The sequence below is a fragment of the Psychrosphaera saromensis genome, from assembly GCF_002954545.1.
Classification (GTDB): Bacteria; Pseudomonadota; Gammaproteobacteria; order Enterobacterales; family Alteromonadaceae; genus Psychrosphaera; species Psychrosphaera saromensis.
Map to the genome: position 1 here is coordinate 989,149 of NZ_MSCH01000003.1, position 21,942 is coordinate 1,011,090.

General features: G+C 39.4%; 29 protein-coding genes. 25 read left to right on the plus strand and 4 right to left on the minus strand.

Annotated elements, in window-relative coordinates:
• Nucleotides 1-371 precede the first annotated feature (371 nt).
• Nucleotides 372-3,191 carry a DNA polymerase I gene (polA, locus tag BTO11_RS04570; RefSeq protein WP_105051478.1) on the minus strand — a complete coding sequence of 940 codons (2,820 nt, stop codon included), beginning with the start codon at nt 3,189-3,191 and terminating at the stop codon, nt 372-374.
• 658 nt (nt 3,192-3,849) lie between these two features.
• Here polA and BTO11_RS04575 point away from each other — a divergent pair.
• Nucleotides 3,850-4,242, plus strand: coding sequence for a c-type cytochrome (locus BTO11_RS04575; RefSeq protein ID WP_105051479.1), 393 nt, complete (start codon nt 3,850-3,852; stop codon nt 4,240-4,242).
• An 88-nt stretch (nt 4,243-4,330) separates the two neighbouring features.
• Here BTO11_RS04575 and rep read toward each other — a convergent pair whose 3' ends face one another.
• Entirely contained in the window at nt 4,331-6,346 is a 2,016-nt protein-coding gene (gene rep / locus BTO11_RS04580) for a DNA helicase Rep (RefSeq protein WP_105051480.1), read from the minus strand.
• Between the two features lie 167 nt (nt 6,347-6,513).
• Here rep and traF point away from each other — a divergent pair, with 167 nt between their 5' ends.
• Together traF and ubiK are read left to right on the plus strand one after the other, a co-directional pair.
• Complete coding sequence (gene traF, locus BTO11_RS04585) at nt 6,514-8,022, plus strand: conjugal transfer protein TraF (protein WP_181135840.1); 1,509 nt, start codon at nt 6,514-6,516, stop codon at nt 8,020-8,022.
• 98 nt (nt 8,023-8,120) lie between these two features.
• On the plus strand, nt 8,121-8,360 hold the full coding sequence (gene ubiK / locus BTO11_RS04590; protein ID WP_105051482.1) for a ubiquinone biosynthesis accessory factor UbiK: 240 nt from the start codon (nt 8,121-8,123) through the stop codon (nt 8,358-8,360).
• Nucleotides 8,361-8,424: 64 nt separating this feature from the next.
• Here ubiK and BTO11_RS04595 read toward each other — a convergent pair whose 3' ends face one another.
• A complete protein-coding gene (locus BTO11_RS04595; RefSeq protein WP_105051483.1) occupies nt 8,425-9,147 on the minus strand; it encodes a spermidine synthase in 723 nt (240 codons plus the stop codon).
• 108 nt (nt 9,148-9,255) lie between these two features.
• Between BTO11_RS04595 and BTO11_RS04600 the strand changes: the two genes are divergently transcribed.
• Complete coding sequence (locus tag BTO11_RS04600) at nt 9,256-10,167, plus strand: bifunctional GNAT family N-acetyltransferase/hotdog fold thioesterase (protein ID WP_105051484.1); 912 nt, start codon at nt 9,256-9,258, stop codon at nt 10,165-10,167.
• Between the two features lie 72 nt (nt 10,168-10,239).
• On the opposite strand, the gene BTO11_RS04605 is transcribed toward BTO11_RS04600, so the two are convergent.
• Nucleotides 10,240-10,689, minus strand: a complete 450-nt coding sequence (locus tag BTO11_RS04605) for a YaiI/YqxD family protein (protein WP_105051485.1) — start codon at nt 10,687-10,689, stop codon at nt 10,240-10,242.
• 218 nt (nt 10,690-10,907) lie between these two features.
• Between BTO11_RS04605 and BTO11_RS04610 the strand changes: the two genes are divergently transcribed.
• The 21 genes from BTO11_RS04610 to rpmD all read left to right on the plus strand — a co-directional run bounded on the left by BTO11_RS04610 (nt 10,908) and on the right by rpmD (nt 21,941).
• Complete coding sequence (locus tag BTO11_RS04610) at nt 10,908-12,677, plus strand: acyl-CoA dehydrogenase C-terminal domain-containing protein (RefSeq protein WP_105051486.1); 1,770 nt, start codon at nt 10,908-10,910, stop codon at nt 12,675-12,677.
• Nucleotides 12,678-13,107: 430 nt separating this feature from the next.
• The gene (rpsJ, locus tag BTO11_RS04615; RefSeq protein WP_105051487.1) at nt 13,108-13,419 is read left to right on the plus strand and encodes a 30S ribosomal protein S10; all 312 of its coding nucleotides are present in this window, start codon (nt 13,108-13,110) and stop codon (nt 13,417-13,419) included.
• A gap of 24 nt (nt 13,420-13,443) precedes the next feature.
• Nucleotides 13,444-14,082, plus strand: a complete 639-nt coding sequence (rplC, locus tag BTO11_RS04620; protein WP_105051488.1) for a 50S ribosomal protein L3 — start codon at nt 13,444-13,446, stop codon at nt 14,080-14,082.
• Between the two features lie 14 nt (nt 14,083-14,096).
• The gene (gene rplD, locus BTO11_RS04625; RefSeq protein WP_105051489.1) at nt 14,097-14,702 is read left to right on the plus strand and encodes a 50S ribosomal protein L4; all 606 of its coding nucleotides are present in this window, start codon (nt 14,097-14,099) and stop codon (nt 14,700-14,702) included.
• A complete protein-coding gene (gene rplW / locus BTO11_RS04630; protein ID WP_105051490.1) occupies nt 14,699-15,004 on the plus strand; it encodes a 50S ribosomal protein L23 in 306 nt (101 codons plus the stop codon). Before rplD ends, rplW begins: the two co-directional genes overlap by 4 nt.
• Nucleotides 15,005-15,018: 14 nt before the next feature.
• On the plus strand, nt 15,019-15,843 hold the full coding sequence (rplB, locus tag BTO11_RS04635) for a 50S ribosomal protein L2 (RefSeq protein WP_105051491.1): 825 nt from the start codon (nt 15,019-15,021) through the stop codon (nt 15,841-15,843).
• A 16-nt stretch (nt 15,844-15,859) separates the two neighbouring features.
• Nucleotides 15,860-16,138, plus strand: coding sequence for a 30S ribosomal protein S19 (gene rpsS, locus BTO11_RS04640; RefSeq protein WP_105051492.1), 279 nt, complete (start codon nt 15,860-15,862; stop codon nt 16,136-16,138).
• A gap of 9 nt (nt 16,139-16,147) precedes the next feature.
• Nucleotides 16,148-16,477 (plus strand): 50S ribosomal protein L22, encoded by a 330-nt coding sequence (rplV, locus tag BTO11_RS04645; protein WP_105051493.1) that lies wholly within the window; start codon nt 16,148-16,150, stop codon nt 16,475-16,477.
• An 11-nt stretch (nt 16,478-16,488) separates the two neighbouring features.
• On the plus strand, nt 16,489-17,193 hold the full coding sequence (gene rpsC, locus BTO11_RS04650) for a 30S ribosomal protein S3 (protein ID WP_105051494.1): 705 nt from the start codon (nt 16,489-16,491) through the stop codon (nt 17,191-17,193).
• A 10-nt stretch (nt 17,194-17,203) separates the two neighbouring features.
• A complete protein-coding gene (gene rplP / locus BTO11_RS04655; RefSeq protein ID WP_105051495.1) occupies nt 17,204-17,617 on the plus strand; it encodes a 50S ribosomal protein L16 in 414 nt (137 codons plus the stop codon).
• Nucleotides 17,617-17,811 carry a 50S ribosomal protein L29 gene (rpmC, locus tag BTO11_RS04660; protein ID WP_105051496.1) on the plus strand — a complete coding sequence of 65 codons (195 nt, stop codon included), beginning with the start codon at nt 17,617-17,619 and terminating at the stop codon, nt 17,809-17,811. Before rplP ends, rpmC begins: the two co-directional genes overlap by 1 nt.
• The gene (gene rpsQ, locus BTO11_RS04665) at nt 17,811-18,065 is read left to right on the plus strand and encodes a 30S ribosomal protein S17 (protein ID WP_105051497.1); all 255 of its coding nucleotides are present in this window, start codon (nt 17,811-17,813) and stop codon (nt 18,063-18,065) included. The genes rpmC and rpsQ overlap by 1 nt, the downstream gene beginning before the upstream one ends.
• 292 nt (nt 18,066-18,357) lie before the next feature.
• Nucleotides 18,358-18,726 (plus strand): 50S ribosomal protein L14, encoded by a 369-nt coding sequence (rplN, locus tag BTO11_RS04670; protein WP_105051498.1) that lies wholly within the window; start codon nt 18,358-18,360, stop codon nt 18,724-18,726.
• A gap of 10 nt (nt 18,727-18,736) precedes the next feature.
• Complete coding sequence (rplX, locus tag BTO11_RS04675) at nt 18,737-19,051, plus strand: 50S ribosomal protein L24 (RefSeq protein WP_105051499.1); 315 nt, start codon at nt 18,737-18,739, stop codon at nt 19,049-19,051.
• A 14-nt stretch (nt 19,052-19,065) separates the two neighbouring features.
• The gene (gene rplE, locus BTO11_RS04680) at nt 19,066-19,605 is read left to right on the plus strand and encodes a 50S ribosomal protein L5 (RefSeq protein WP_105051500.1); all 540 of its coding nucleotides are present in this window, start codon (nt 19,066-19,068) and stop codon (nt 19,603-19,605) included.
• Nucleotides 19,606-19,616: 11 nt separating this feature from the next.
• Entirely contained in the window at nt 19,617-19,922 is a 306-nt protein-coding gene (gene rpsN / locus BTO11_RS04685; protein ID WP_105051501.1) for a 30S ribosomal protein S14, read from the plus strand.
• A gap of 20 nt (nt 19,923-19,942) precedes the next feature.
• Nucleotides 19,943-20,335, plus strand: coding sequence for a 30S ribosomal protein S8 (rpsH, locus tag BTO11_RS04690; RefSeq protein ID WP_105051502.1), 393 nt, complete (start codon nt 19,943-19,945; stop codon nt 20,333-20,335).
• A gap of 13 nt (nt 20,336-20,348) precedes the next feature.
• Nucleotides 20,349-20,882, plus strand: a complete 534-nt coding sequence (gene rplF, locus BTO11_RS04695; RefSeq protein WP_105051503.1) for a 50S ribosomal protein L6 — start codon at nt 20,349-20,351, stop codon at nt 20,880-20,882.
• A gap of 9 nt (nt 20,883-20,891) precedes the next feature.
• Nucleotides 20,892-21,242 (plus strand): 50S ribosomal protein L18, encoded by a 351-nt coding sequence (gene rplR, locus BTO11_RS04700; protein WP_105051504.1) that lies wholly within the window; start codon nt 20,892-20,894, stop codon nt 21,240-21,242.
• Between the two features lie 9 nt (nt 21,243-21,251).
• Nucleotides 21,252-21,752, plus strand: coding sequence for a 30S ribosomal protein S5 (rpsE, locus tag BTO11_RS04705; protein ID WP_105051505.1), 501 nt, complete (start codon nt 21,252-21,254; stop codon nt 21,750-21,752).
• A 6-nt stretch (nt 21,753-21,758) separates the two neighbouring features.
• Nucleotides 21,759-21,941, plus strand: a complete 183-nt coding sequence (gene rpmD, locus BTO11_RS04710) for a 50S ribosomal protein L30 (RefSeq protein ID WP_105051506.1) — start codon at nt 21,759-21,761, stop codon at nt 21,939-21,941.
• The last annotated feature ends 1 nt before the right edge of the window (nt 21,942 follow it).

The window sequence follows — 21,942 nt, forward strand, 5'->3', positions numbered from 1 at the left end:
ATCGGCTATAGCAAATTTGGGGAGAGGCTATTAATTCTCGTCAAATATCAACAGGGTCAACTCATAAGAGCGACTGTGGACATAATAACGTTTTAAACATGAAAGTAAAGTCTTTACTCTAAATTAGTTGAGTTTTTATTCTTTATTTATCCCTGTATTTAAAGGGGTCTTATCATTTGGTTGATATTTTTCATGATAAATTAGTAATTTAACTCTAATGTTTGAGATTTCATTTTTATGCTTTTATAAATGAAATAACCGCAAAATATAAAAGGTTTATTTGAATTCAGCCGATTTTCTTGGAGAATAAAATCAAAAAAAGCCATGTAATAAAATTACATGGCTTTTTGTTTTACTATCATTTATCTAATCTAATGTGCTTGATCCCAATTATCACCCGTGCCTGAGTCAGCAATTAAAGGTACTTTTAATGATGCGGCACTTTCCATTAAATCGGTAAGTATTGGCAAGTATTCATCAACAAGGTTTTCATCTATCTCGAAAACCAATTCATCGTGTACTTGCATTACTATTTTCACACCTTGTATATCATTTGAGGTGAGCCATTGGTAAACATTGATCATCGCCATTTTGATAATGTCAGCTGCGGTACCTTGCATTGGTGCATTGATTGCGGCACGTTCAGCGGCTTTTCTACGAGGCACATTACGTGCAGTAATGTCAGGTAAGTAAAGGCGTCTGCCAAACAAGGTCTCAACGTAACCTTGTTTCTCTGCATTGACTCTTGTCGTTTCCATATAAGTGAGAACACCAGGGAAACGTTCAAAGTATTTATCTATATATGACTGTGCTTCGCCACGTTTAATATCTAGCTGTCTGGCTAAACCAAATGCGGACATACCATAGATTAATCCAAAGTTAACCGCTTTAGCTGCACGTCTTTGTTCTTTTGTTACTTCTTCAAAAGGTGTTGAGAATACTTCAGAGGCCGTTTTTTTATGGATATCTAAGTTATTTGCAAAGGCAGTTAATAGCCCTTTATCATCACTTAAATGTGCCATGATGCGTAATTCGATTTGTGAATAATCGATGGCAACTATTTTGGTACCTTGTGGTGCAACAAACGCTTCTCTTATTCTTCTACCATTTGCATTTCTGATTGGAATGTTTTGTAAGTTTGGATCGGTAGAGCTCAATCTTCCTGTTGCAGCAATTGCTTGATGATAAGAGGTATGAACTCTTCCCGTTGCCGGTTTGATCATTAACGGTAATTTATCTGTGTAGGTCGATTTAAGTTTACTTAACCCTCTAAACTCCATAATAACTTTTGGTAAGTCGTAATCATGAGAAAGTTCTAGTAATACTTCTTCCGCTGTCGATGGCGCACCTTTTGGGGTTTTCTTTACAATAGGTAATTCTAATTTCTCAAATAGAATAACTTGAAGTTGTTTTGGTGAGGCTAAATTAAACTCCTCGCCAGCAATTTCATGAGCTTTTAACTCAAGCTCTTGTAATTTTATCGAGAACTCGCTGCTCAGTGCATGCATCTGATCAGCGTCTATTAATACACCGTTATGCTCAATGTGAGATAAAATAGGCATTAAAGGTAGTTCAATGTTCTTCATTAACTCATTTAATGGCGCAATATTTTGTAATTTCTCATCAAAGTATTTATATAAACGCAATGTGATGTCGGCATCTTCTGCAGCATAAGGTGCAGCTGTTTCGATACTAATTTGATTAAAGGTTATTTGCTTAGCACCTTTACCTGCAACATCTTCAAATGAAATACAATTATGACCAAGGTATTTTAACGCCAGAGCATCCATATTATGTTTTGTTGCTGTGCTGTTAAATACATACGACTGCAACATAGTGTCGCCAACTACACCTTTAATGGTTAGGTTATATTTAGCTAACACATTTATGTCGTACTTTAGGTTTTGGCCGACTTTGGAAATGTTCTTATCTTCTAATAAGGCTTTTAAACTTGGTGTTATTTGCTCCAATGAAATTTGTTCCGGGGCATCTTCGTAATCATGCGCAAGGGGAACATATATCGCTTTAATGTCGTCATTCAATTCGTAAGCAATAGAAAAACCAACTAGCTCGGCATCCATGTAATCGATTGATGTGGTTTCGGTATCAAATGCAATTAGTTTTGCATTGTTGATCTCAGCTAAGATTGATTGCCATTGTTCAAGAGTGAAAATGGTTTGATACAAGTCTTTGTTAATTGATACTGCATCTATACTGCTATCTTCATCTTGATCATCAATTGATGTATTAGCAGGCTTTGTTGTTGAACCAACAAGTGGCGGCTCTGAATTACTATTGCCGGCAAGTACTTCTGCCAACCAACGTTTAAACTCACACTCTTTATATAGCTCGGCTAGTTTTTCTTTATCTGGAGACTGAATGAACATCTTATCTGATGTTATGCCATGGTCTACATCAAGCTTTATGGTTGCTAGCTGATAAGAAAGCTTAAGTTGATCTTGGTTATCAACCAATTTTGCTTTCATGGTTTTTGAACCACGGAATCCTAAACCTGCAACGTCATCAAGATTTTGATAAATATTATCGATGCTGCCTAAACCTTGAATAAGTCCAACCGCTGTTTTTTCACCAACACCTGGAACGCCAGGAATATTGTCCGACTTATCGCCCATTAATGCTAGGTAATCAATGATTTGTTCTGGTTTTACACCAAATTTAGTCTCAACACCTTCTGGATTCAAAATAGTATTGGTCATGGTATTAATAAGCGTAACGTGTTCATTAACAAGCTGCGCCATGTCTTTATCGCCAGTACTTATTAATACTTTATTACCTAATTTGGATTGTTGATCTGCAATTGTCCCTATTACGTCATCGGCTTCTACACCTTCAATAGCGGTAATAGGCAATCCCATTGCTTCAATAATTTTATGCAAAGGTGCAATTTGAGTTCTTAGGTCATCCGGCATAGGAGGGCGGTTGGCTTTATATTCAGAATACATTTCATTTCTAAATGTTGGGCCTTTGGCATCAAAGATAACAATCATCTGTTCAGGCGAGTATTGACGCACTAAACTTTTCAGCATGTTGATCACGCCATAAATAGCACCAGTGGCTTCACCGCGAGAATTAGTTAGATGTGGTGGTGAATGATATGCACGAAATAAGTACGAAGATCCATCAACTAAAATTAAAGGCGAACTCGGGTCTGAAATACGATCATTAGACATGTGGATTATTTCCAGATTACTTTGAATAAATTAGTGTGTAAGAATGACATAAAATGTCGAAAGCCGCTATAGGCATAGCGTTCAATAGGAGATTAAATTTGTGTATAACATTTTAAACTTGTGGATAAGTACGTGAATAACACTTTATTCAGCTAAGCAAAAATTTAAATTTTAAATGAGGTTATTTGTTTAGGTTAAGTAGCAGTAGCAACTCCAATTTCTTATTATTATAGTGTTTCATCTACCAATCTCTAAAGGGCTGGTTTTTTGTTCTGTTTCGAAAAACAGGAGGAGTAATTTACACATAAAATCGAATTGGATCTAGGACTTTTTAATATTTTTTACACTTAATGTACTTTTATTAATATCGTCTATCCTAGGTATAGAAGTTTAGAGGCAGTTAGCCTTAATAACCTACTTATAATAGGGGCATAGGTTGTATTTAGTGAGGTTTAAGGTTTAACAATAGTTATTTGGTCAAGCAATTGAATAACAAAGTTGGGATAATAAATAACCTCTAGTAATAAAAAACTAAATAAATATAGGCATTTACTTGATTTGATAGTGCTTATAAATCCATAATATCGTTATGGATGTAAAATCGATAGAATTTATAAGATACAATGTCTGTGTATCTTAAAAAATAGGTGAGCTCAGAATGAGAAAAATACTTGTAACACTTTTAACTGTACTGTCTATAGCTTCAGTTCAAGCAACTGAACCTACAAAAAGCGCTGTAGAGCAAAGAATTCAACCGGTTGGAGATGTTTATCTTGCTGGAGCTGAGCCTGAAAAGCCTGCAGAACCTGCTGGACCTAAGTCTGGTGAGCAAGTTTATCAACAAGCTTGTTTTGCTTGTCATGGAACTGGAGCATTGGGTGCACCTAAAAACGGTGATGCAGCAGCATGGGCTCCAAGAATGGCACAAGGTATAGATGTATTATTAAAACATGCAATCAATGGTTTTAATGCGATGCCTCCAAAAGGAACATGCATGGCGTGTTCAAGTGATGAAATTAAAGCTGCAATTGATTTTATGACTAAAAGCTAGTTTTTAAATTATTACTGGATGTAATTACATCTAGCATAAAAAAAGCCAATCTGATGATTGGCTTTTTTGTGTTTGCGGTTTGATATATTTATTTTTGTAACATAGATCGCAAATTAGCTATGTTGGCTTTATTTTTTTGCTGACGTTGTTCTTGTGGTACAACTTGCCCTGTTTTTTCCCAGCGAAGATCTTTCTGATCAAGCTCCTCAATAAACCTTGATGGTTCACTTATAACAGTCTCACCATATTGACGACGCTCCTTGGTGTAAGTTAACACCAACTCTTTTTGTGCTCTAGTGATCCCAACGTAGGCTAAACGTCTTTCTTCTTCAATGTTGTCTTCGTCAATACTAGACTGATGAGGTAGGAATCCTTCTTCCATACCCACCATAAAGACGTATGGGAACTCTAAACCTTTCGACGCGTGCATTGTCATTAACTGAACTTGATTATTACTCTCGTCTTCATCTTCGTTTCTTTCCATCATGTCGCGTAGAGCTAATTTATTTACAGTTTCGAGTAATGTTAATGGTTCATGCTCACTGTCGCCTTGTAACATTTGAGTTACCCACTTATATAACTCACTGACATTTTTCATTCTCATTTCTGCCGCTTTAGGGCTAGCGCTGGTTTCAAATAGCCAGTCTTCGTAATGAATGCCTTTTAATAACTCTTTCACCGCATCAAGCGGTTCACTACGTAATACCTGATCGCTTATTTCTACAATCCAGCGGGTAAAATATTGAATGGCTGATTTGGCTGGACCCGAAATCATACCAATAAAAGCATTATCAAATGACGCTTCAAACAAGCTGATGTGTTTGTCATTGGCTAAATGGCCAAGCTTTTCTAATGTAACAGGGCCTATTTGACGCCTGGGTGTATTCACAACACGTAGAAATGCATTGTCGTCATCTTGGTTAACGACTAAGCGTAAATACGCCATGATGTCTTTAATTTCTGGACGAGAGAAGAATGACGTTCCGCCGCTTATTTTATAAGGAATTCTATTTGTGGTTAGCAGCTTTTCAAAAATACGACTTTGGTGGTTACCGCGATACAAAATTGCGTAATCACCATAATGTGTTTTGTTGGTAAATCGGTGACCAATAATTTCGGCAATAACTCGCTCAGCTTCATTGTCTTCATTTTTGGTTTGAATAACTCGAATAGGGTTACCGTATTCCATCGTCGTTTTGAGTTTTTTATCAAAAACGTGCGGGTTTTTATCAATTAGAACATTTGCCGCGTGTAGTACACAGCCTACCGAGCGGTAGTTTTGTTCCAGCTTTATTAAGTTTAAGTTGGGAAAATCTTTGCTTAATAACACTAAGTTTTGTGGTTTAGCGCCACGCCATGAATAGATAGATTGGTCATCATCGCCAACTACTGTGAAGTGAGCGCGCTTACCAACTAACATCTTAACCAGTTCATACTGACTGGTGTTGGTATCTTGATATTCATCCACTAGTAGATATTGAATTTTTTCCTGCCAACGAGCAATTACTTCAGGGTAATTTCTAAATAATAAGGTAGGGATTAGTATTAAGTCGTCAAAGTCCAACGCGTTATACGCTCTCATTTGAGATTGATAACGCTGATATAGCTCAGCATACAACGCCGTTTCAGAATCTTCTGCCTGACTTATGGCCGCTTGCGGCAGCATTAATTCATTTTTCCAGTTAGAGATATGCTTAATTAACTGGTAAATGCTTTCTTTGTCTTCTTGTAACTCGACTTCAGTGAGTTCTTTTAATAACGCAAAGCAATCTTGGTCGTCAAATAATGAAAAATTTGATTTATATCCAAGTATTTTTATCTCTTTTTTTATTATATTTAAGCCTAAAGTGTGAAATGTTGATATTTGTAAACCTTTCACTTTATGTTTTTCAATCGACTGATTAACACGTTCTCTCATTTCACGAGCGGCTTTATTGGTGAACGTAACCGCTGCAATTTTATTTGCAGGAACATTACAGTTTTCAATAAGATGGCCGATTTTATTTATGATAACTCGGGTTTTGCCAGAACCGGCACCAGCTAATACTAAGCATGGGCCATCCACATATGTAACGGCTAATTCTTGTTCTGGATTTAATTTCACGTGGTTCCCTTTTAATTAAGTGCGGGATATTATCAAATAAATATGACAATATGCAGAATAACTGTAATTCGATAGAAGTTAATTTAATTGGGTTAATACCTCGAATAATTAGGTTTATTTACTATTATGAACATTGGTATAAGATTTACTTTTTTCTAGGAGAACTCATGAAAAAGTCAACATTAACTATTGCAACATTGGTGGCATTAACAAGTACCTCGGCATCTGCATTTGATTACTTTTTTCAAACCGGCCGCTCTATGGGTTACGGAAGCGCAGGGACGACTTATGCACATTGGTCTGCAGCCGCAAACTATAATCCAGCTCTTATTGGCTCAGCAGCTGGTACAGAAGAAGACTTTTTCTTTGTATTAAATGGCTCACTTCGAGTAAATGAGCAAAATGATGCTATCGATACCATGGACCAATTCTCAGAAGATACAGAGTCATTTGACGGTTTTTCAGATGTAGATTTGCTGGAAGGTGATAAAGCAGCGTTACAAAATAATGTTGATACTGCTAATCAGTTAGTGACGTCAGTTGAAAAATTAGATGGTGCAGGCATGAACCTTGGCCTTGGTATAAATGGCGGTTTAGGTATGTCATTTGAAACCTTTGCCATGTCATTCCAAGTGAATACTCAAGTAGTGGTCGGTGGTACGGTAAATATAGCGGAAGAAGATACTTCTATGTTTCGTCGTTTTACAGAGTTAGGTCAAGTGTTAATTGATGATGTTCGCCCACTCTATGATGATTTAAAAGTAAAAGAAGCTGAGTTAGCTGCAATTCAAGAGTCGTATGAGGCAGGCAACGCGACACAGGACGATATTAATGACGCACAATTATTAGTAGACGAAGCGGAAGCAATAGCAGAAGACGCTAAAAATACACAGGTTGGTATTGAAACAGACTTCGCTGATATTTTTGATACAGAAACTCAAAGTATTACTTTCAATGACGAAGATTTGAAATCTAACACTCGCTTTGCTGCAATTGGTTGGGCTGAAGCTGGCATGACTTTAGGTAGTAACTGGAAGTTAGACGGTGGGAAAGTACTGAGTGTTGGTGCAACATTTAAAGCCGTCCATCTAGAGTTTTATGATTACCAAGCGTCTACTGCTGGTTTTGATGAAGATAACCTTGATGGCGATGCGTATAAAAGTGAAGAAGACTTTGTTACTGCAGATATAGGTGCAATTTTAGCGTTAGACTCAGCTGATAAGTGGCGTGTTGGTATATCCGTTAAGAACTTAAATGGCGTGACGATAACAACTAACCCAGCAGGATTACAAGCTGGGCAGGAAGAGTTGATCTTTGAAGTGAAACCTCAAGTTAGAATTGGCACCAGTTATAACGGTGGTTGGTATCGTTTAGCTGCGGATGTTGATGTAACGGAATCTAAAGGACCACACTATGCTGATGGCACTGAATTTTTCAAAGGTACTCAATACGCAAGTTTAGGTGCAATTATCAATGCTTGGGACTTTATTGAGTTAAGAGTTGGTTATAGACATAACCTAATCACAACCGATGAATTAGCCGCTCGTACGTCAGAAGCAGATGGTTTAGTTACCGCCGGTGCTGGTATTTATCTAGGACCTGTTCAGTTTGATTTAGGTTTACAAGCTTCTGAAGAAGAAGTTGGTGGCGGCTTGCAAGCGATGATCACTTGGTAACCAGTAAGTAAAATTAATAAAATACATGATAAAGGCCAACATTTGTTGGCCTTTTTTTGTATTATCTTACCAATAATAAATATTACGAGAATCACACTATGTTAAACGCTAAAAAAATAGAGCAATTAGCTGAGCAAATAACGAATGCAATCCCTCCTGGGGTTAAAAACATAGCTGACAATGTTGAAGAAAAAGTCAAAGCAGTTCTGCAAGCTAAACTCACTCAATTAGATGTGGTTAGCCGAGAAGAATTTGATGTGCAGACTCAGGTATTAGCACGTACTCGTGCAAAGTTGGAACAGCTTGAAGCCATAGTTGAAGAGTTAAAAAATAAGTAACTTTCCTTAAGAAAGTTTTGTATTAACTCTCCAGTATAAATAAGTAGCATATTTACAAAATGTGTTACTTAGCTTTATTCCATAATTCAATATCTTCAGGAAAACTGAAGTCTTCAATCTTATTGACCATTAATATATGATTTTGCATATTAGGTACGGCAAAAATATAGTGTTTATAATTGAATGCCTGCTTCAAATAATCCCCTAACAGCATGACCTCCTCATCGTTATCAATTAAGCAGTTTATTATTAACCAACCATTTGGGTTTATTAGATCGTAAAGTTGTTTAAACAATCGTTGGTTTTTAATCAATATAGGTGATTCATCACCTTGGAAAAGGTCGGATATAATCCAATCGTAATGTGTTTGGTTTTGATGAGCGGTATCGATAAAGCTAAAGGCATCTTGTTTAATAACTGATGGTTGGTCTATGGCCGGAAAATACTCATCAACTACATCTATAATCTTCTGACTTCCTTCAATACTGGTTACCTTAATTGAAGGGTAGGCGTAACTTAGGTAGCGTTGTATAGCAAGACCGCCCCCACCTAGTTCCAGAATCGAATTAGGTGTTTTATGATGAAGCATAGGCAATAGCATTACAAAGCAATGGGGAAGAATCGGGCGATACGGTCTCTGGTTCTCTATGGCACTTTGAATGACGTCTCGGACTAACAGCCAAGTGTAGTTTTCATTTTTATATATGGTGATTCTGTCATTTAAACTGCTATCCATATAAACCAGTTTAGCTTGTTTATCTGGAGATAGTGTTTGCGCTAAGTTCATGAATAGTCTTAAATGGTTCAAAGGTTAAGTTATTTGTAACGTAAATAATAAATAATAAAAAATATAAACATAAAAATAACAGTGTTTTGAATTAGGCAGAGGGTATATATGTATCAAGTGGTTGCTCCACAGACAGAGGAAGAGTGGGAACATTACTACGAAATCCGTTGGCAGGTATTAAGAGCGCCTTTACAGGAGCCTAGAGGATCAGAGAAAGATGAGTATGAACAACACGCTTGGCATCGAATGGTCATTGATGATCAAGGTAAGGTTGTTGGCGTTGCACGATTACATATAGTTAATACGGATGAAGGACAAATCCGCTATATGGCTGTTATTGAGCAACATAGGCGTAAAGGCTTGGCAACTATCATGCTGGAGTCTTTAGAAGCAATAGCACGACAAGAGAGTGTTAAACGGGTTATTTTAAATGCTCGTAAAAGCGCGACAAATTTCTATGAAAATTTAGGTTATCACGTAACCGGTGAAGCACCAGAGATATTTGGTCAAATCCCACATATGCAAATGTGTAAACCGTTAGAGGGGGTGGAAGTCATTATCCGAAACCCTCAATGGTGTTTAGATTTACAAAATATTTGGCATCAACAAATACCAATAACTCAGTTAATGGGAATACGAGTATTCCAATATACAGGTTCTACGTTTGAAACGAGAGCGGCACTAAATCCAAAAATGAACTTACAAGGCACTATGTTTGCTGGCAGTATTTATTCATTAGCCACCTTAACTGGGTGGGGGTTAGTTCACCTGATGATGAAAGAGCAGAAAATAGAAGGTGATATTGTACTGGCCGATGCGGATATTCATTATCATAAACCCGTTACAGAATTACCTCGCTCAATTGCCAACTTTGAGAATATAGAAGGTGACTTTAAACCGTTAGAGAATAATCAAAAAGCCAGAATAACAGTAAAGGTAGAAGTGTTAGACGATGTAACACCAGTTGCTGAATTTATTGGACAGTACGTGGTTATGCCAAAAGAGAAGATTGAAGATTAGTTACTGCTTTGCAATATAGTGGCAGTGTGTTGGTTAATAAAAAGCAGTGATATCTATCACTGCTTTTTTGATTTAACGAGCTGACTTTGCCAGCCATTGATCGAGTTGGTTAGCAAACTGCTGCTTATCTTTATCACCGTACTTTGGTTGCCCTGTGCTATTAATCCCGCTTGAACGCATGGTATCCATAAAGTCGCGCATATTAAGTATTTGTTTAATATTGCTGGTGGTATAAAGCTCACCCCTAGGGTTTAACGCTAATGCACCTTTTTCTACAATCTCAGCCGCTAAGGGAATATCCGACGTTATTACTAAGTCACTAGGTTGTGCGCGCTTTACAATTTCATCATCGGCAACATCAAACCCGCTTGGCACTTGTATCATTTGAATAAACTGTGATGGTGGAATTTTAATATATTGATTTGCCACTAAAATTAACTGTGTTTTTGTTCGTTCTGCAGCCTTAAATAAAATTTCTTTTGCTGGAAGTGGACAAGCATCCGCATCAACCCAAATAGTCATAGTTGTTATTACTTTTCTGTTATTAGAACACCTAGTTTGAATTCTGTTGTATTTTTACTAATTTATCTATCGTTTATTAATACTAACAATAAGAAAAACTCAAACTATCAGCTATATTTCCTATAGTGTTTGTTAAGTCGGTGAGAATACATTCAAACGTTTGTTTTAATTTATTCTTAATGTATAGTTTGTTAACTTTTGATCAATGAGTGAAAAAAATGAGTAAATATTCTGCCCCTGTAAATGACATGAACTTTTTATTATTTGACGTATTTAAGGCGGATAAATTTTGGCAAGGTAATGCCCAATTAGCAGAAAGCATTGATCGCGAAACTGCAAACGCCATTTTACAAGAAAGTGCCAAAGTAACAGAAGGTGTTATCGCACCAAATAGTCGTGCAGCAGATGAAGAAGGCGTGACTTGGGTTGACGGTAAAGTAACAACACCTAAAGGCTTTAAAGAGGCTTATAACGTAGTATCAGAAGGCGGCTGGGTTGGTTTAGCTGGCGATCCTGAGTATGGCGGTATGGGCATGCCTAAAATGTTATCAGCTATGCATGAAGAAATGATGTGTGGTGCCGATCTTGGCTTTTCTTTGTATTCAGGTTTAACTGCTGGCGCATGTGTATCTATTCATGCCCATGCATCAGAAGAATTAAAAAACATTTATTTACCAAATATGTATGCAGGAACATGGACGGGCAGTATGTGCTTAACCGAAGCTCATGCTGGAACCGACTTAGGTTTAATTAAAACTAAAGCCGTTAAAAATGATGATAACAGCTACAACATAACCGGTAGCAAAATTTTCATTACTGGTGGAGATCACGACCTAACAGAAAATATTATTCATTTAGTATTAGCCAAATTACCAGGCGCTCCAGAAGGCTCTAGAGGCATATCTTTATTTATAGTACCAAAATATAATGTCAATGAAGATGGCTCATTAGGTGAACTTAATACACTAGGTTGTGGCTCTATTGAACATAAAATGGGTATTCATGGCAGTTCAACCTGTGTAATGAACTTTGATGACGCTAAAGGTTATTTAGTTGGTGAAGAAAATAAAGGGTTAGCCTGCATGTTCACTATGATGAACTACGAGCGCTTGTTTGTGGGGATTCAAGGGTTAGGCGCATCAGAGCGTTCTTATCAAAATGCGTTGGAATACGCTATAGATAGAAAGCAAGGTAAGGGGGCAATTAAAACCGCAGATAAAAAGCCTCAGCCAATTATCGTTCATCCAGATGTTCGTAGAATGTTATTAAACATGAAAGCTTTAAACGAAGGCGCAAGAGCATTTAATACTTATGTTGCGATGCAACTCGATATTGCTAAATTTTCAGATGATGCGGATGCAGTCAAAACCGCATACGATAAAGGTCAGCTATTAACGCCAATTGCGAAAGCATTTGTTACAGACATGGGCTTTGATTCATGTGTTGCCGGTCAGCAAGTGTTTGGTGGGCATGGTTACATTCGCGAGTGGGGGCAAGAGCAACTTGTTAGAGATTGTCGTATTACTCAAATTTATGAAGGGACGAATGGTGTACAAGCACTCGATCTCATAGGCCGTAAGGTCGCTATGGATAATGGCCATACTGCGAATTTATTAGCAAAAGAAGTGATTGAATTTGCTAAACAGAATGAAGCAAGTTTCCCAGATGAGTTAGCCCAACTGATAGCAGCCGTTGACTTGTTATCTGCGGTAACTGTTGATGTGTTAAAAAAGGCATCTACTAACCCTGATGAGCTAGGCGCTGCGTCGGTGGAGTACTTGCATTTGTTTGGCTATGTTATGTTTGGTTATATGTGGGCTAAAATGATGGTCTCAGCCAACAGCATAGATGACAAAATGTTGGCTCAATCTAAAGTGAAAACAGGTAAATACTATTTTGCCAGAGTATTGCCGAAGATCATGAGCTTAAAACTACAAATTGAATCTGGCGCTGATAATTTATATCAGTTTGAATTAGAAGATTTCTAATAATCTTTTAATAGCAGAAGTATTTATTGAGCTGAAACCAATAAATATCAATTAATCTAGCTATTCCTTACTATCCTTCCGGCCTGTTCTTAGGCAGGAGGGTTAGTTTATCCAAACATCCTCAGCATTAAATCTAACTAATCACACCTGCATTGAATTAATTTATCTAAATACCAATTACCTGTTGCATTTATAATCAGAATCTATAGAATGCGCACTCCCATTTTGTACTTGTTGCAATTGTATGGGCAAACCAATAATTAAAATGTTCTTTTGATTGGTTTGAATGACTAGCGATATGTTAGTCGATACAGAGGTTCCAATTAGGAATCTAATTAATAGATAAATTTACACCGCTTAGGTTTCCTTTAAAGAAAACTAATGCGATGTTTTTTTATGCTCTTTCTAAAATGCTCTTTTGAGGTAAGTAATGAACAGTCAACGTATTCGTATCCGATTGAAAGCGTTCGACCATCGTTTAATCGATGCGTCAACACAAGAAATCGTAGAAACGGCTAAGCGTACAGGCGCGCAGGTTCGTGGTCCTATTCCACTGCCAACTCGTAAAGAACGCTTCACTATATTGGTATCTCCGCATGTAAATAAAGATGCGCGTGACCAATATGAAATTCGTACGCACAAGCGTTTAATCGACATTGTTGAACCAACGGAAAAAACTGTTGATGCATTAATGCGTTTAGATCTTGCTGCTGGTGTAGATGTTCAGATCAGTCTGGGTTAATCGAGAGATTAAAGGGGTTTCAAAATGACTATAGGTCTAGTCGGACGTAAAGTAGGAATGACACGTATCTTCACTGAAGATGGTGTATCAATTCCTGTTACGGTAATAGAAGCAACACCTAACCGTGTTACTCAAATCCGTAACGAAGAAACCGACGGTTATCGCGCATTGCAAGTAACTGCTGGCACAAAAAAAGCGAACCGCGTAACTAAGGCACAAGCAGGACACTTTGCGAAAGCAGGTGTTGAAGCTGGCCGTGGTATGTGGGAATTTCGCTTAGCTGCAGGTGAAGGCGACGATATCGCAGTTGGTAGCGAAATTACTGTAGAAGTATTTAATGACGCTAAATTAGTAGACGTTACAGGCACGTCAAAAGGTAAAGGTTTCCAAGGTGGTGTTAAGCGCTGGAATTTCAGCATGCAAGACGCAACTCATGGTAACTCTCTTTCTCACCGTGCGCCGGGTTCAATTGGTCAAAACCAAACTCCAGGTCGTGTATTTAAAGGTAAGAAAATGGCTGGCCAAATGGGTAACGTACGTACAACAACTCAGAATCTTGAAGTTGTACGTGTAGATGCAGAGCGTAACTTACTATTAGTTAAAGGCGCTGTACCTGGTTCAATTGGCGGCGACGTCATTGTTAAACCTGCTGTTAAAGCGTAATCCGGAGAATAGTGATGAAATTAAATTTTGCTGGCGCTACGGGCGCTGTTGAAGTTTCTGAAGCTACCTTCGGTCGTGAGTTCAACGAAGCATTAGTTCACCAAGTAGTAACTGCATACGCTGCAGGCGCTCGTCAGGGTTCTAAAGCTCAAAAAACTCGCTCAGAAGTTAGCGGTGGTGGTATAAAACCATGGCGTCAAAAGGGAACAGGTCGTGCTCGTGCGGGTACTATTCGTTCTCCAATATGGCGTTCTGGTGGTGTTACATTTGCTGCAAAGCCACAAGACCATTCACAAAAAGTGAATAAAAAGATGTATCGTGGTGCTATCCAAAGCATCCTATCTGAATTAGTTCGTCAAGAACGTTTCGTAGTTGTAGAAAGTTTCGAATTAGAAACTCCTAAAACTAAAGCACTAGCTGCTAAATTAAACGAAATGAGCTTGAAAGATGTACTTATCATAACTGAAGAAGTATCTGAGAACTTATTCTTATCAGCACGCAACTTATATAAAGTTGATGTACGTGACGTTGCAACAATCGACCCGGTTAGTTTAATCGCGTTTGATAAAGTTGTAGTAACTGCTGGTGCCGTGAAACAAATTGAGGAGATGCTAGCATGATAAGCGAAGAACGTTTGTTAAAAGTATTAGTAGCTCCGCATGTTTCTGAAAAGAGCACATTAGCGAATGAAGCTAACAATACGTTAGTATTCAAAGTTGCTGTAGACGCTACAAAAGCTGAAATTAAAGCTGCTGTTGAAAAACTTTTCGAAGTTGAAGTTACGAAAGTAAATTCACTTAATGTGAAAGGTAAAGCGAAACGTACTGGTGCCCGCATGGGTCGTCGTAAGAATTGGAAAAAAGCTTACGTGACACTTGCTGAAGGTGCTTCTCTTGATCTTGAAGACGGCGCAGCCGAGTAATAGGAGACTAAAAAATGGCTTTAGTAAAATGTAAACCAACTTCTCCTGGTCGCCGTCACGTAACGAAGGTAGTAAATACCGAGTTACATAAAGGCGCACCATACGCTCCTCTTTTAGAGAAAAAATCTAAATCAGGTGGTCGTAACAATAACGGTCGTATTACTGTTCGTCACATTGGTGGCGGTCATAAACAACATTACCGTGTTGTGGACTTTAAGCGTAACAAAGACGGAATTCCTGCGAAAGTAGAACGTCTAGAGTATGATCCAAATCGTAGTGCAAACATTGCATTAGTTCTTTATGCAGACGGTGAACGTAAGTACATCATCGCGCCTAAAGGTCTAAAAGCAGGTGATCCAGTTATGTCTGGTATCGATGCCCCGATTAAACCTGGTAATGCTATGCCTATGCGTAACATGCCTGTAGGTAGCACAGTACATAACGTTGAGTTGAAACCTGGTAAAGGTGCACAGCTTGCTCGTTCTGCAGGTGCTTACGTACAAATCTTAGCATTTGATGGTCAATATGTAACAGTACGTCTTCGCTCTGGCGAAATGCGTAAAGTTCTTGCTGATTGTCGTGCGACGTTAGGTGAAGTTGGTAACGCTGAACATATGCTTCGCAAGCTTGGTAAAGCTGGTGCAAGCCGTTGGCGCGGTGTACGTCCTACAGTCCGTGGTGTTGTTATGAACCCGGTTGATCACCCACATGGTGGTGGTGAAGGTCGTACTTCTGGTGGTCGTCACCCGGTTACTCCTTGGGGTAAACCGACTAAAGGTGCTAAGACTCGTAAGAACAAGTCAACGGACAAGTATATTGTTCGTCGTCGTAATAAATAATTAGTGAGGTAATACCATGCCACGTTCTCTCAAGAAAGGTCCTTTTATAGACCTGCACTTGCTGAAGAAGGTTGAAGCAGCCTTGGAAAGCGGGAACAAGAAACCAATTAAAACTTGGTCTCGTCGCTCAATGATCATTCCTGATATGATTGGATTGACCATCGCTGTCCATAATGGTCGTCAACACGTTCCAGTATATGTATCTGACGAAATGGTTGGACACAAGTTGGGTGAGTTTTCACCAACTCGTACGTACCGCGGTCACGCGGCTGACAAGAAAGCTAAGAAGAAGTAGGAGTAGAAAATGGAAGCTTTAGCTAAACATCGTTTTGCCCGTACTTCTCCACAGAAGGCTCGCTTGGTAGCTGACCAGATTCGTGGTCTACCAGTGGACAAAGCGTTAGAAATTTTGACATACAGCAACAAAAAAGCAGCTGTGTTAGTGAAGAAAGTTTTAGAATCTGCAATCGCCAATGCTGAGCATAACGACGGTGCAGATATCGATGAACTTAGTGTTGCGAAAATCTTTGTGGACGTAGGTCCTACAATGAAACGCATCAAGACTCGTGCAAAAGGTCGTGCTGATCGCGTTCTTAAGCGCTCTTCACATATCACTGTTGTAGTAGCGGATTAGGAGATTAACTAATGGGTCAAAAAGTACATCCTACGGGTATTCGCCTAGGTATCACTAAACCATGGGTTTCTACCTGGTACGCGAATACTAAAGAATATGCGAGTCACTTAAATGGCGACATAAAAGTCCGTCAATTTTTGACTAAAGAATTAAAAAACGCTTCAGTATCTAAGATTACGATTGAACGTCCAGCGAAATCTATCAAAGTAACTATACACACGGCTCGTCCAGGTGTTGTTATTGGTAAGAAAGGCGCAGACGTTGAAAAACTTCGTAATGTTGTTGCAAAATTGACAGGTGTACCTGCTCAAATCAACATCGCAGAAATACGCAAGCCTGAGTTAGATGCACAGCTAGTAGCTGACAGCATCTCTAGTCAGCTTGAACGTCGTGTTATGTTCCGTCGTGCTATGAAGCGCGCGGTTCAAAATGCAATGCGTATTGGCGCTAAAGGTATCAAAGTTGAAGTTAGTGGTCGTTTGGGCGGAGCAGAAATTGCACGTTCAGAATGGTATCGTGAAGGCCGTGTACCTCTACACACTTTACGTGCTGATATTGACTACGCAACTTCTGAAGCATTAACTACTTACGGCATCATCGGTGTGAAAGTATGGATCTTTAAAGGTGAAGTACTAGGTGGTTTCGGTTCTGTTCAAGTTGAAGAGCCAAAACAACCAAAACCAGCGAAGAAGCGTCGTAGCCAGAAAGCAAAGTAGGGAGTAGACGATGTTACAACCAAAACGTACAAAATTCCGTAAGCAGCATAAAGGCCGCAACCGTGGATTAGCACAAAACGGTAACAAAGTTAGCTTTGGTACTTTCGGCCTTAAGGCTACTGGTCGTGGTCGTATGACTGCTCGTCAAATCGAAGCAGCTCGTCGAGCAATGACACGTCACGTAAAACGTCAAGGTCAAATTTGGATCCGCGTTTTCCCTGACAAACCAATAACGGCAAAACCGTTAGAAGTTCGTCAAGGTAAAGGTAAGGGTAATGTAGAATATTGGGTTGCTGAAGTTCAACCTGGTAAAGTACTTTACGAAATGGATGGTGTTAGTGAAGAACTAGCACGTGAAGCATTTAAACTTGCTGCACGTAAATTGCCATTCAAAACCACTTTTGTAACTAGAACGGTGATGTAATGAAAGCTAGCGAACTTAAAGATAAATCTGTAGAAGAGCTAAATGCTGAACTACTAAGTTTGTTACGTGAGCAATTTAACTTGCGCATGCAACATGCTTCGGGTCAACTAGCTCAATCACATTTACTGAGAATAGTACGTCGCAACATTGCACGTGTTAAAACAGTAATTGCACAAACTAAGGTAGGTGCGTAATGAGCGAAATTCGTACATTACAAGGCCGCGTAATTAGCGACAAAATGGACAAGTCTATTGTTGTTGCTATTGAACGCAAGGTAAAACACCCTATTTACGGAAAATTCGTTAAGCGTACAACTAAGATGCACGCACATGACGAAACTAACCAATGTGGAACTGGCGACACGGTAACTATCCGTGAATGTCGTCCACTGTCTAAGAATAAATCTTGGACGTTAGTAGACGTAATAGAAAAAGCAAAAGCGCTTTAATTTAATTAAAGAACTTTTGTAATGAAAACCGGAGCTTAGCTCCGGTTTTTTTATACAGATACAGTGTGATATTTAACCTGTATTTTAACCCTTACTTCTTTGCATTGAGGTCATGGTTTATATTTTCTTGCGCAGTTGAACAAATCTTAAACATATTCAAATCATTGGTTGAATTTGTTTGGACGTTCAGTTACACTTGCGCGCCCTTTTTGAGGGTAACCTCGTAAAGAGGTTTGAAGGTAAGCTTTGTCCGAAAGGGCAGTAAAAGTAAATTAATAGTGGAGCACTAAACATGATCCAAATGCAAACTACGCTTGATGTGGCTGACAACAGCGGTGCACGTCGCGTACAGTGTATTAAGGTTCTAGGTGGCTCTCACCGACGTTACGCCCGTGTAGGCGATATCATTAAAGTTACCGTTAAGGAAGCAATTCCTCGTGGTAAAGTTAAAAAAGGTGATGTTCTTAACGCGGTGGTAGTTCGCACTAAAGCACCTGTACGTCGTTCAGATGGTCAATCCATCCGTTTCGATAGTAATGCAGCTGTTATATTGAACGCCAACTTGCAGCCAATTGGTACTCGTATTTTCGGACCTGTTACACGTGAATTACGTAATGACAAGTTTATGAAAATCGTGTCCTTGGCACCTGAAGTAATTTAAGGAGCTAAACATGGCAAGCAAAATTCGTCGTGATGATGAAGTCATCGTTATTGCTGGCAAAGATAAAGGAAAAACTGGTAAAGTTTTGAAAGTTATCGCTGGTACTGAACGAGTAATCGTTGAAGGGATCAATCTGATCAAGAAGCACACTAAGCCTGTACCACAGTTACAGCAGCCTGGTGGGATTATTGAGAAAGAAGCGTCTATCAACGTATCAAATGTTGCGGTTGTTAACCCAGAAACTGGGAAAGCAGATCGTGTTGGATTTAAATTTGAAGACGGAAACAAAATTCGTTTCTTCAAATCTAATGGTAAAACTATCTAATCTTGGAGTATACGATGGCGAAACTGCATGATACTTATAAAGACAGCGTAGTGCCTGAACTAGTTAAACAGTTCGGCTACACATCTGTCATGCAAGTCCCTCGACTTGAGAAAATTACCCTGAACATGGGTCTGGGTGAAGCCCTAGCTGATAAGAAAGTTCTTGAAGCTGCAACTGGAGACATGCAAGCAATTGCCGGTCAAAAGCCTGTAGTAACAAAAGCTAGAAAATCAGTTGCTGGTTTCAAAATCCGTGAAGGATACCCGATCGGTGCCAAGGTAACTCTACGCGGTGAGCGTATGTGGGACTTTTTAGAACGCCTTATTACTATTGCACTACCTCGTGTACGTGACTTTCGTGGTTTAAACCCGAAATCATTCGATGGTCGTGGTAACTATAGTATGGGTGTACGTGAGCAAATAATCTTTCCGGAAATTGATTTCGATAAAGTAGATAAAATTCGTGGTTTAGATATCACAATTACTACTTCAGCTGGATCAAATGAAGAAGGTCATGCTTTGTTAGCTGCTTTCGGCTTCCCATTTAAAGGATAAGGTGTAGAGTTATGGCTAAACAATCAATGAAAGCACGCGATGTAAAGCGTACTAAATTAGTTGCTAAATTTGCTGCTAAACGTGCCGAATTAAAGGCTACTATCAGTGACGTTAACACGTCAGATGAAGATCGTTGGGCAGCAGTGCTTAAGCTTCAAGAGCTTCCTCGTGATTCAAGTGCCTCGCGTCAACGTAATCGTTGTAACGTGACCGGTCGTCCTCATGGCTTTTTACGTAAGTTCGGCTTAAGCCGTATTAAACTTCGTGAAGCAGCTATGCGTGGTGAAGTTCCAGGCCTTAAAAAGGCTTCTTGGTAAGAATCTGGGAGTATTGAAAGATGAGCATGCAAGATCCTATCGCGGATATGTTCACCCGCGTTCGTAACGGCCAAATGTCTAACAAGGTTGCCGTTACTATGCCTTCATCAAAGTTGAAAACAGCGTTAGCTGAACTTTTGAAGAGCGAAGGTTTTATTGCTGGTTACGAAGTGTCAGGTGATGTTAAGCGTGAGCTAAACGTTACTTTGAAATACTTTGAAGGTAATCCAGTAATAGAAACAATTAAACGCGTTAGCCGCCCTGGTCTTCGTATATATAAGAAGACTGGAGACCTACCTAAAGTAATGGGTGGTCTTGGCGTAGCTATCGTATCAACATCGAAAGGTTTGATGACTGACCGTGCTGCTCGTAAAGCGGGTATCGGCGGCGAAATCATCGGCTACGTAGCTTAATAGGAGTGTCATAATGTCTCGTGTAGCAAAAGCACCTATTAATGTTCCTGCCGGTGTAGAAATCGCCGTAAATGGTCAGGACGTAAAAGTTAAAGGTAAAGTAGGCGAGTTAGCTATTATTGTTAACCCTGCTGTTGAAGTTGTCGTTGAAGACAACGTAGTTCGCACAGTTCCACGTGACGGTTTTGCCGACGCATGGGCTCAAGCGGGTACAGCTCGAGCTAACATAAACAACATGGTTGTTGGTGTTAGTGCTGGCTTTGAAAAGAAACTAGTTTTAAATGGTGTTGGTTACCGTGCAGCTTTAAAAGGCAACGTACTTAACTTATCACTAGGTTTCTCTCATCCAGTTAATTTCGATGTACCAGCTGGTGTAACTATCGAAGTACCTACTCAGACGGAAGTCATAGTTAAGGGTGCTAGCAAACATCTAATTGGTCAAGTTGCAGCGAATATTCGCGCTTATCGTGAACCAGAACCTTATAAAGGTAAAGGTATACGTTATAGTGATGAAATTATTCGTCGCAAAGAGGCTAAGAAAAAGTAGGGTAAGACGATGGATAAAAAAACAGCTCGTTTACGTCGTGCCAAACGCACTCGCAGAACGTTTATTGAAAACGGTGTTACACGTTTAGTAATGCACCGTACGTCACGTCACGCTTACGCTCAGGTAATTTCTCCTGAAGGTAAAGTATTGGCGGCGGCGTCTACTGTAGAAAAAGATATCCGCACAGCGGTTTCTTCTACAGGTAACGTTGATGCTGCAGCTGCTGTTGGTAAAGCAATTGCAGAACGTGCGGTTAAAAATGGCGTTGAGAAAGTGTCATTTGACCGTAGCGGTTTTAAATATCACGGCCGTGTGAAAGCGTTAGCAGACGCTGCTCGCGAAGCCGGTCTTCAGTTCTAGGAGTAGCTCATGTCTAATGTAGATACAAAACAAACAGAATTCGAAGAAAAGCTTATCGCGGTCAACCGTGTATCAAAAGTAGTTAAGGGTGGTCGTATATTCTCGTTCACTGCTTTAACTGTTGTTGGTGACAAAAACGGCCGTGTAGGTTTTGGTTATGGTAAAGCGCGTGAAGTTCCAGCTGCTATTCAAAAAGCAATGGAAAAAGCGCGTCGTAACATGGTAAATGTAGAGTTAACTAATGGTACATTGCAACACCCAATTAAGGGTCGTCACTCTGGATCAAAAGTTTACATGCAACCAGCTTCTGAAGGTACAGGTATCATTGCCGGTGGCGCTATGCGTGCCGTCCTTGAAGTAGCAGGTGTACATAACGTACTTTCTAAATGTTACGGTTCTACTAACCCAATCAACGTAGTTCGCGCTACAGTAGATGCTCTTGCTGGAATGAAATCTCCTGCACAAGTAGCTGCTAAACGTGGTCTTAACGTTGGCGAAATTTTGGGGTAATAAACCATGGCTCAGAAAACGATTAAAGTAACACAAATTCGTAGCTCTATCGGTCGTTTGCCGAAGCATAAAGCTACACTTCGTGGCTTGGGATTACGCCGTATCAATCACACAGTAGAGTTGGAAGACACTGCATGTGTGCGTGGTATGGTAAACCAAGTTCAATACATGATTAAAGTGGAGGGGTAAT

Coding starts and splice junctions, on each gene's coding strand:
- rpsQ (WP_105051497.1), top strand. CDS start 17,811: ATGAGCGAAATTCGTACATTACAAGGCCGCGTAATTAGCGACAAAATG.
- rpsS (WP_105051492.1), top strand. CDS start 15,860: ATGCCACGTTCTCTCAAGAAAGGTCCTTTTATAGACCTGCACTTGCTG.
- rplC (WP_105051488.1), top strand. CDS start 13,444: ATGACTATAGGTCTAGTCGGACGTAAAGTAGGAATGACACGTATCTTC.
- polA (WP_105051478.1), bottom strand. CDS start 3,191: ATGTCTAATGATCGTATTTCAGACCCGAGTTCGCCTTTAATTTTAGTT.
- rplX (WP_105051499.1), top strand. CDS start 18,737: ATGGCAAGCAAAATTCGTCGTGATGATGAAGTCATCGTTATTGCTGGC.
- BTO11_RS04575 (WP_105051479.1), top strand. CDS start 3,850: ATGAGAAAAATACTTGTAACACTTTTAACTGTACTGTCTATAGCTTCA.
- rpsN (WP_105051501.1), top strand. CDS start 19,617: ATGGCTAAACAATCAATGAAAGCACGCGATGTAAAGCGTACTAAATTA.
- rplB (WP_105051491.1), top strand. CDS start 15,019: ATGGCTTTAGTAAAATGTAAACCAACTTCTCCTGGTCGCCGTCACGTA.
- rpsH (WP_105051502.1), top strand. CDS start 19,943: ATGAGCATGCAAGATCCTATCGCGGATATGTTCACCCGCGTTCGTAAC.
- rplV (WP_105051493.1), top strand. CDS start 16,148: ATGGAAGCTTTAGCTAAACATCGTTTTGCCCGTACTTCTCCACAGAAG.
- rplR (WP_105051504.1), top strand. CDS start 20,892: ATGGATAAAAAAACAGCTCGTTTACGTCGTGCCAAACGCACTCGCAGA.
- BTO11_RS04600 (WP_105051484.1), top strand. CDS start 9,256: ATGTATCAAGTGGTTGCTCCACAGACAGAGGAAGAGTGGGAACATTAC.
- rplW (WP_105051490.1), top strand. CDS start 14,699: ATGATAAGCGAAGAACGTTTGTTAAAAGTATTAGTAGCTCCGCATGTT.
- rpsJ (WP_105051487.1), top strand. CDS start 13,108: ATGAACAGTCAACGTATTCGTATCCGATTGAAAGCGTTCGACCATCGT.
- rplP (WP_105051495.1), top strand. CDS start 17,204: ATGTTACAACCAAAACGTACAAAATTCCGTAAGCAGCATAAAGGCCGC.
- rpmD (WP_105051506.1), top strand. CDS start 21,759: ATGGCTCAGAAAACGATTAAAGTAACACAAATTCGTAGCTCTATCGGT.
- BTO11_RS04605 (WP_105051485.1), bottom strand. CDS start 10,689: ATGACTATTTGGGTTGATGCGGATGCTTGTCCACTTCCAGCAAAAGAA.
- rplN (WP_105051498.1), top strand. CDS start 18,358: ATGATCCAAATGCAAACTACGCTTGATGTGGCTGACAACAGCGGTGCA.
- rpsE (WP_105051505.1), top strand. CDS start 21,252: ATGTCTAATGTAGATACAAAACAAACAGAATTCGAAGAAAAGCTTATC.
- rplE (WP_105051500.1), top strand. CDS start 19,066: ATGGCGAAACTGCATGATACTTATAAAGACAGCGTAGTGCCTGAACTA.
- rpsC (WP_105051494.1), top strand. CDS start 16,489: ATGGGTCAAAAAGTACATCCTACGGGTATTCGCCTAGGTATCACTAAA.
- traF (WP_181135840.1), top strand. CDS start 6,514: ATGAAAAAGTCAACATTAACTATTGCAACATTGGTGGCATTAACAAGT.
- rplD (WP_105051489.1), top strand. CDS start 14,097: ATGAAATTAAATTTTGCTGGCGCTACGGGCGCTGTTGAAGTTTCTGAA.
- rpmC (WP_105051496.1), top strand. CDS start 17,617: ATGAAAGCTAGCGAACTTAAAGATAAATCTGTAGAAGAGCTAAATGCT.
- ubiK (WP_105051482.1), top strand. CDS start 8,121: ATGTTAAACGCTAAAAAAATAGAGCAATTAGCTGAGCAAATAACGAAT.
- BTO11_RS04595 (WP_105051483.1), bottom strand. CDS start 9,147: ATGAACTTAGCGCAAACACTATCTCCAGATAAACAAGCTAAACTGGTT.
- BTO11_RS04610 (WP_105051486.1), top strand. CDS start 10,908: ATGAGTAAATATTCTGCCCCTGTAAATGACATGAACTTTTTATTATTT.
- rplF (WP_105051503.1), top strand. CDS start 20,349: ATGTCTCGTGTAGCAAAAGCACCTATTAATGTTCCTGCCGGTGTAGAA.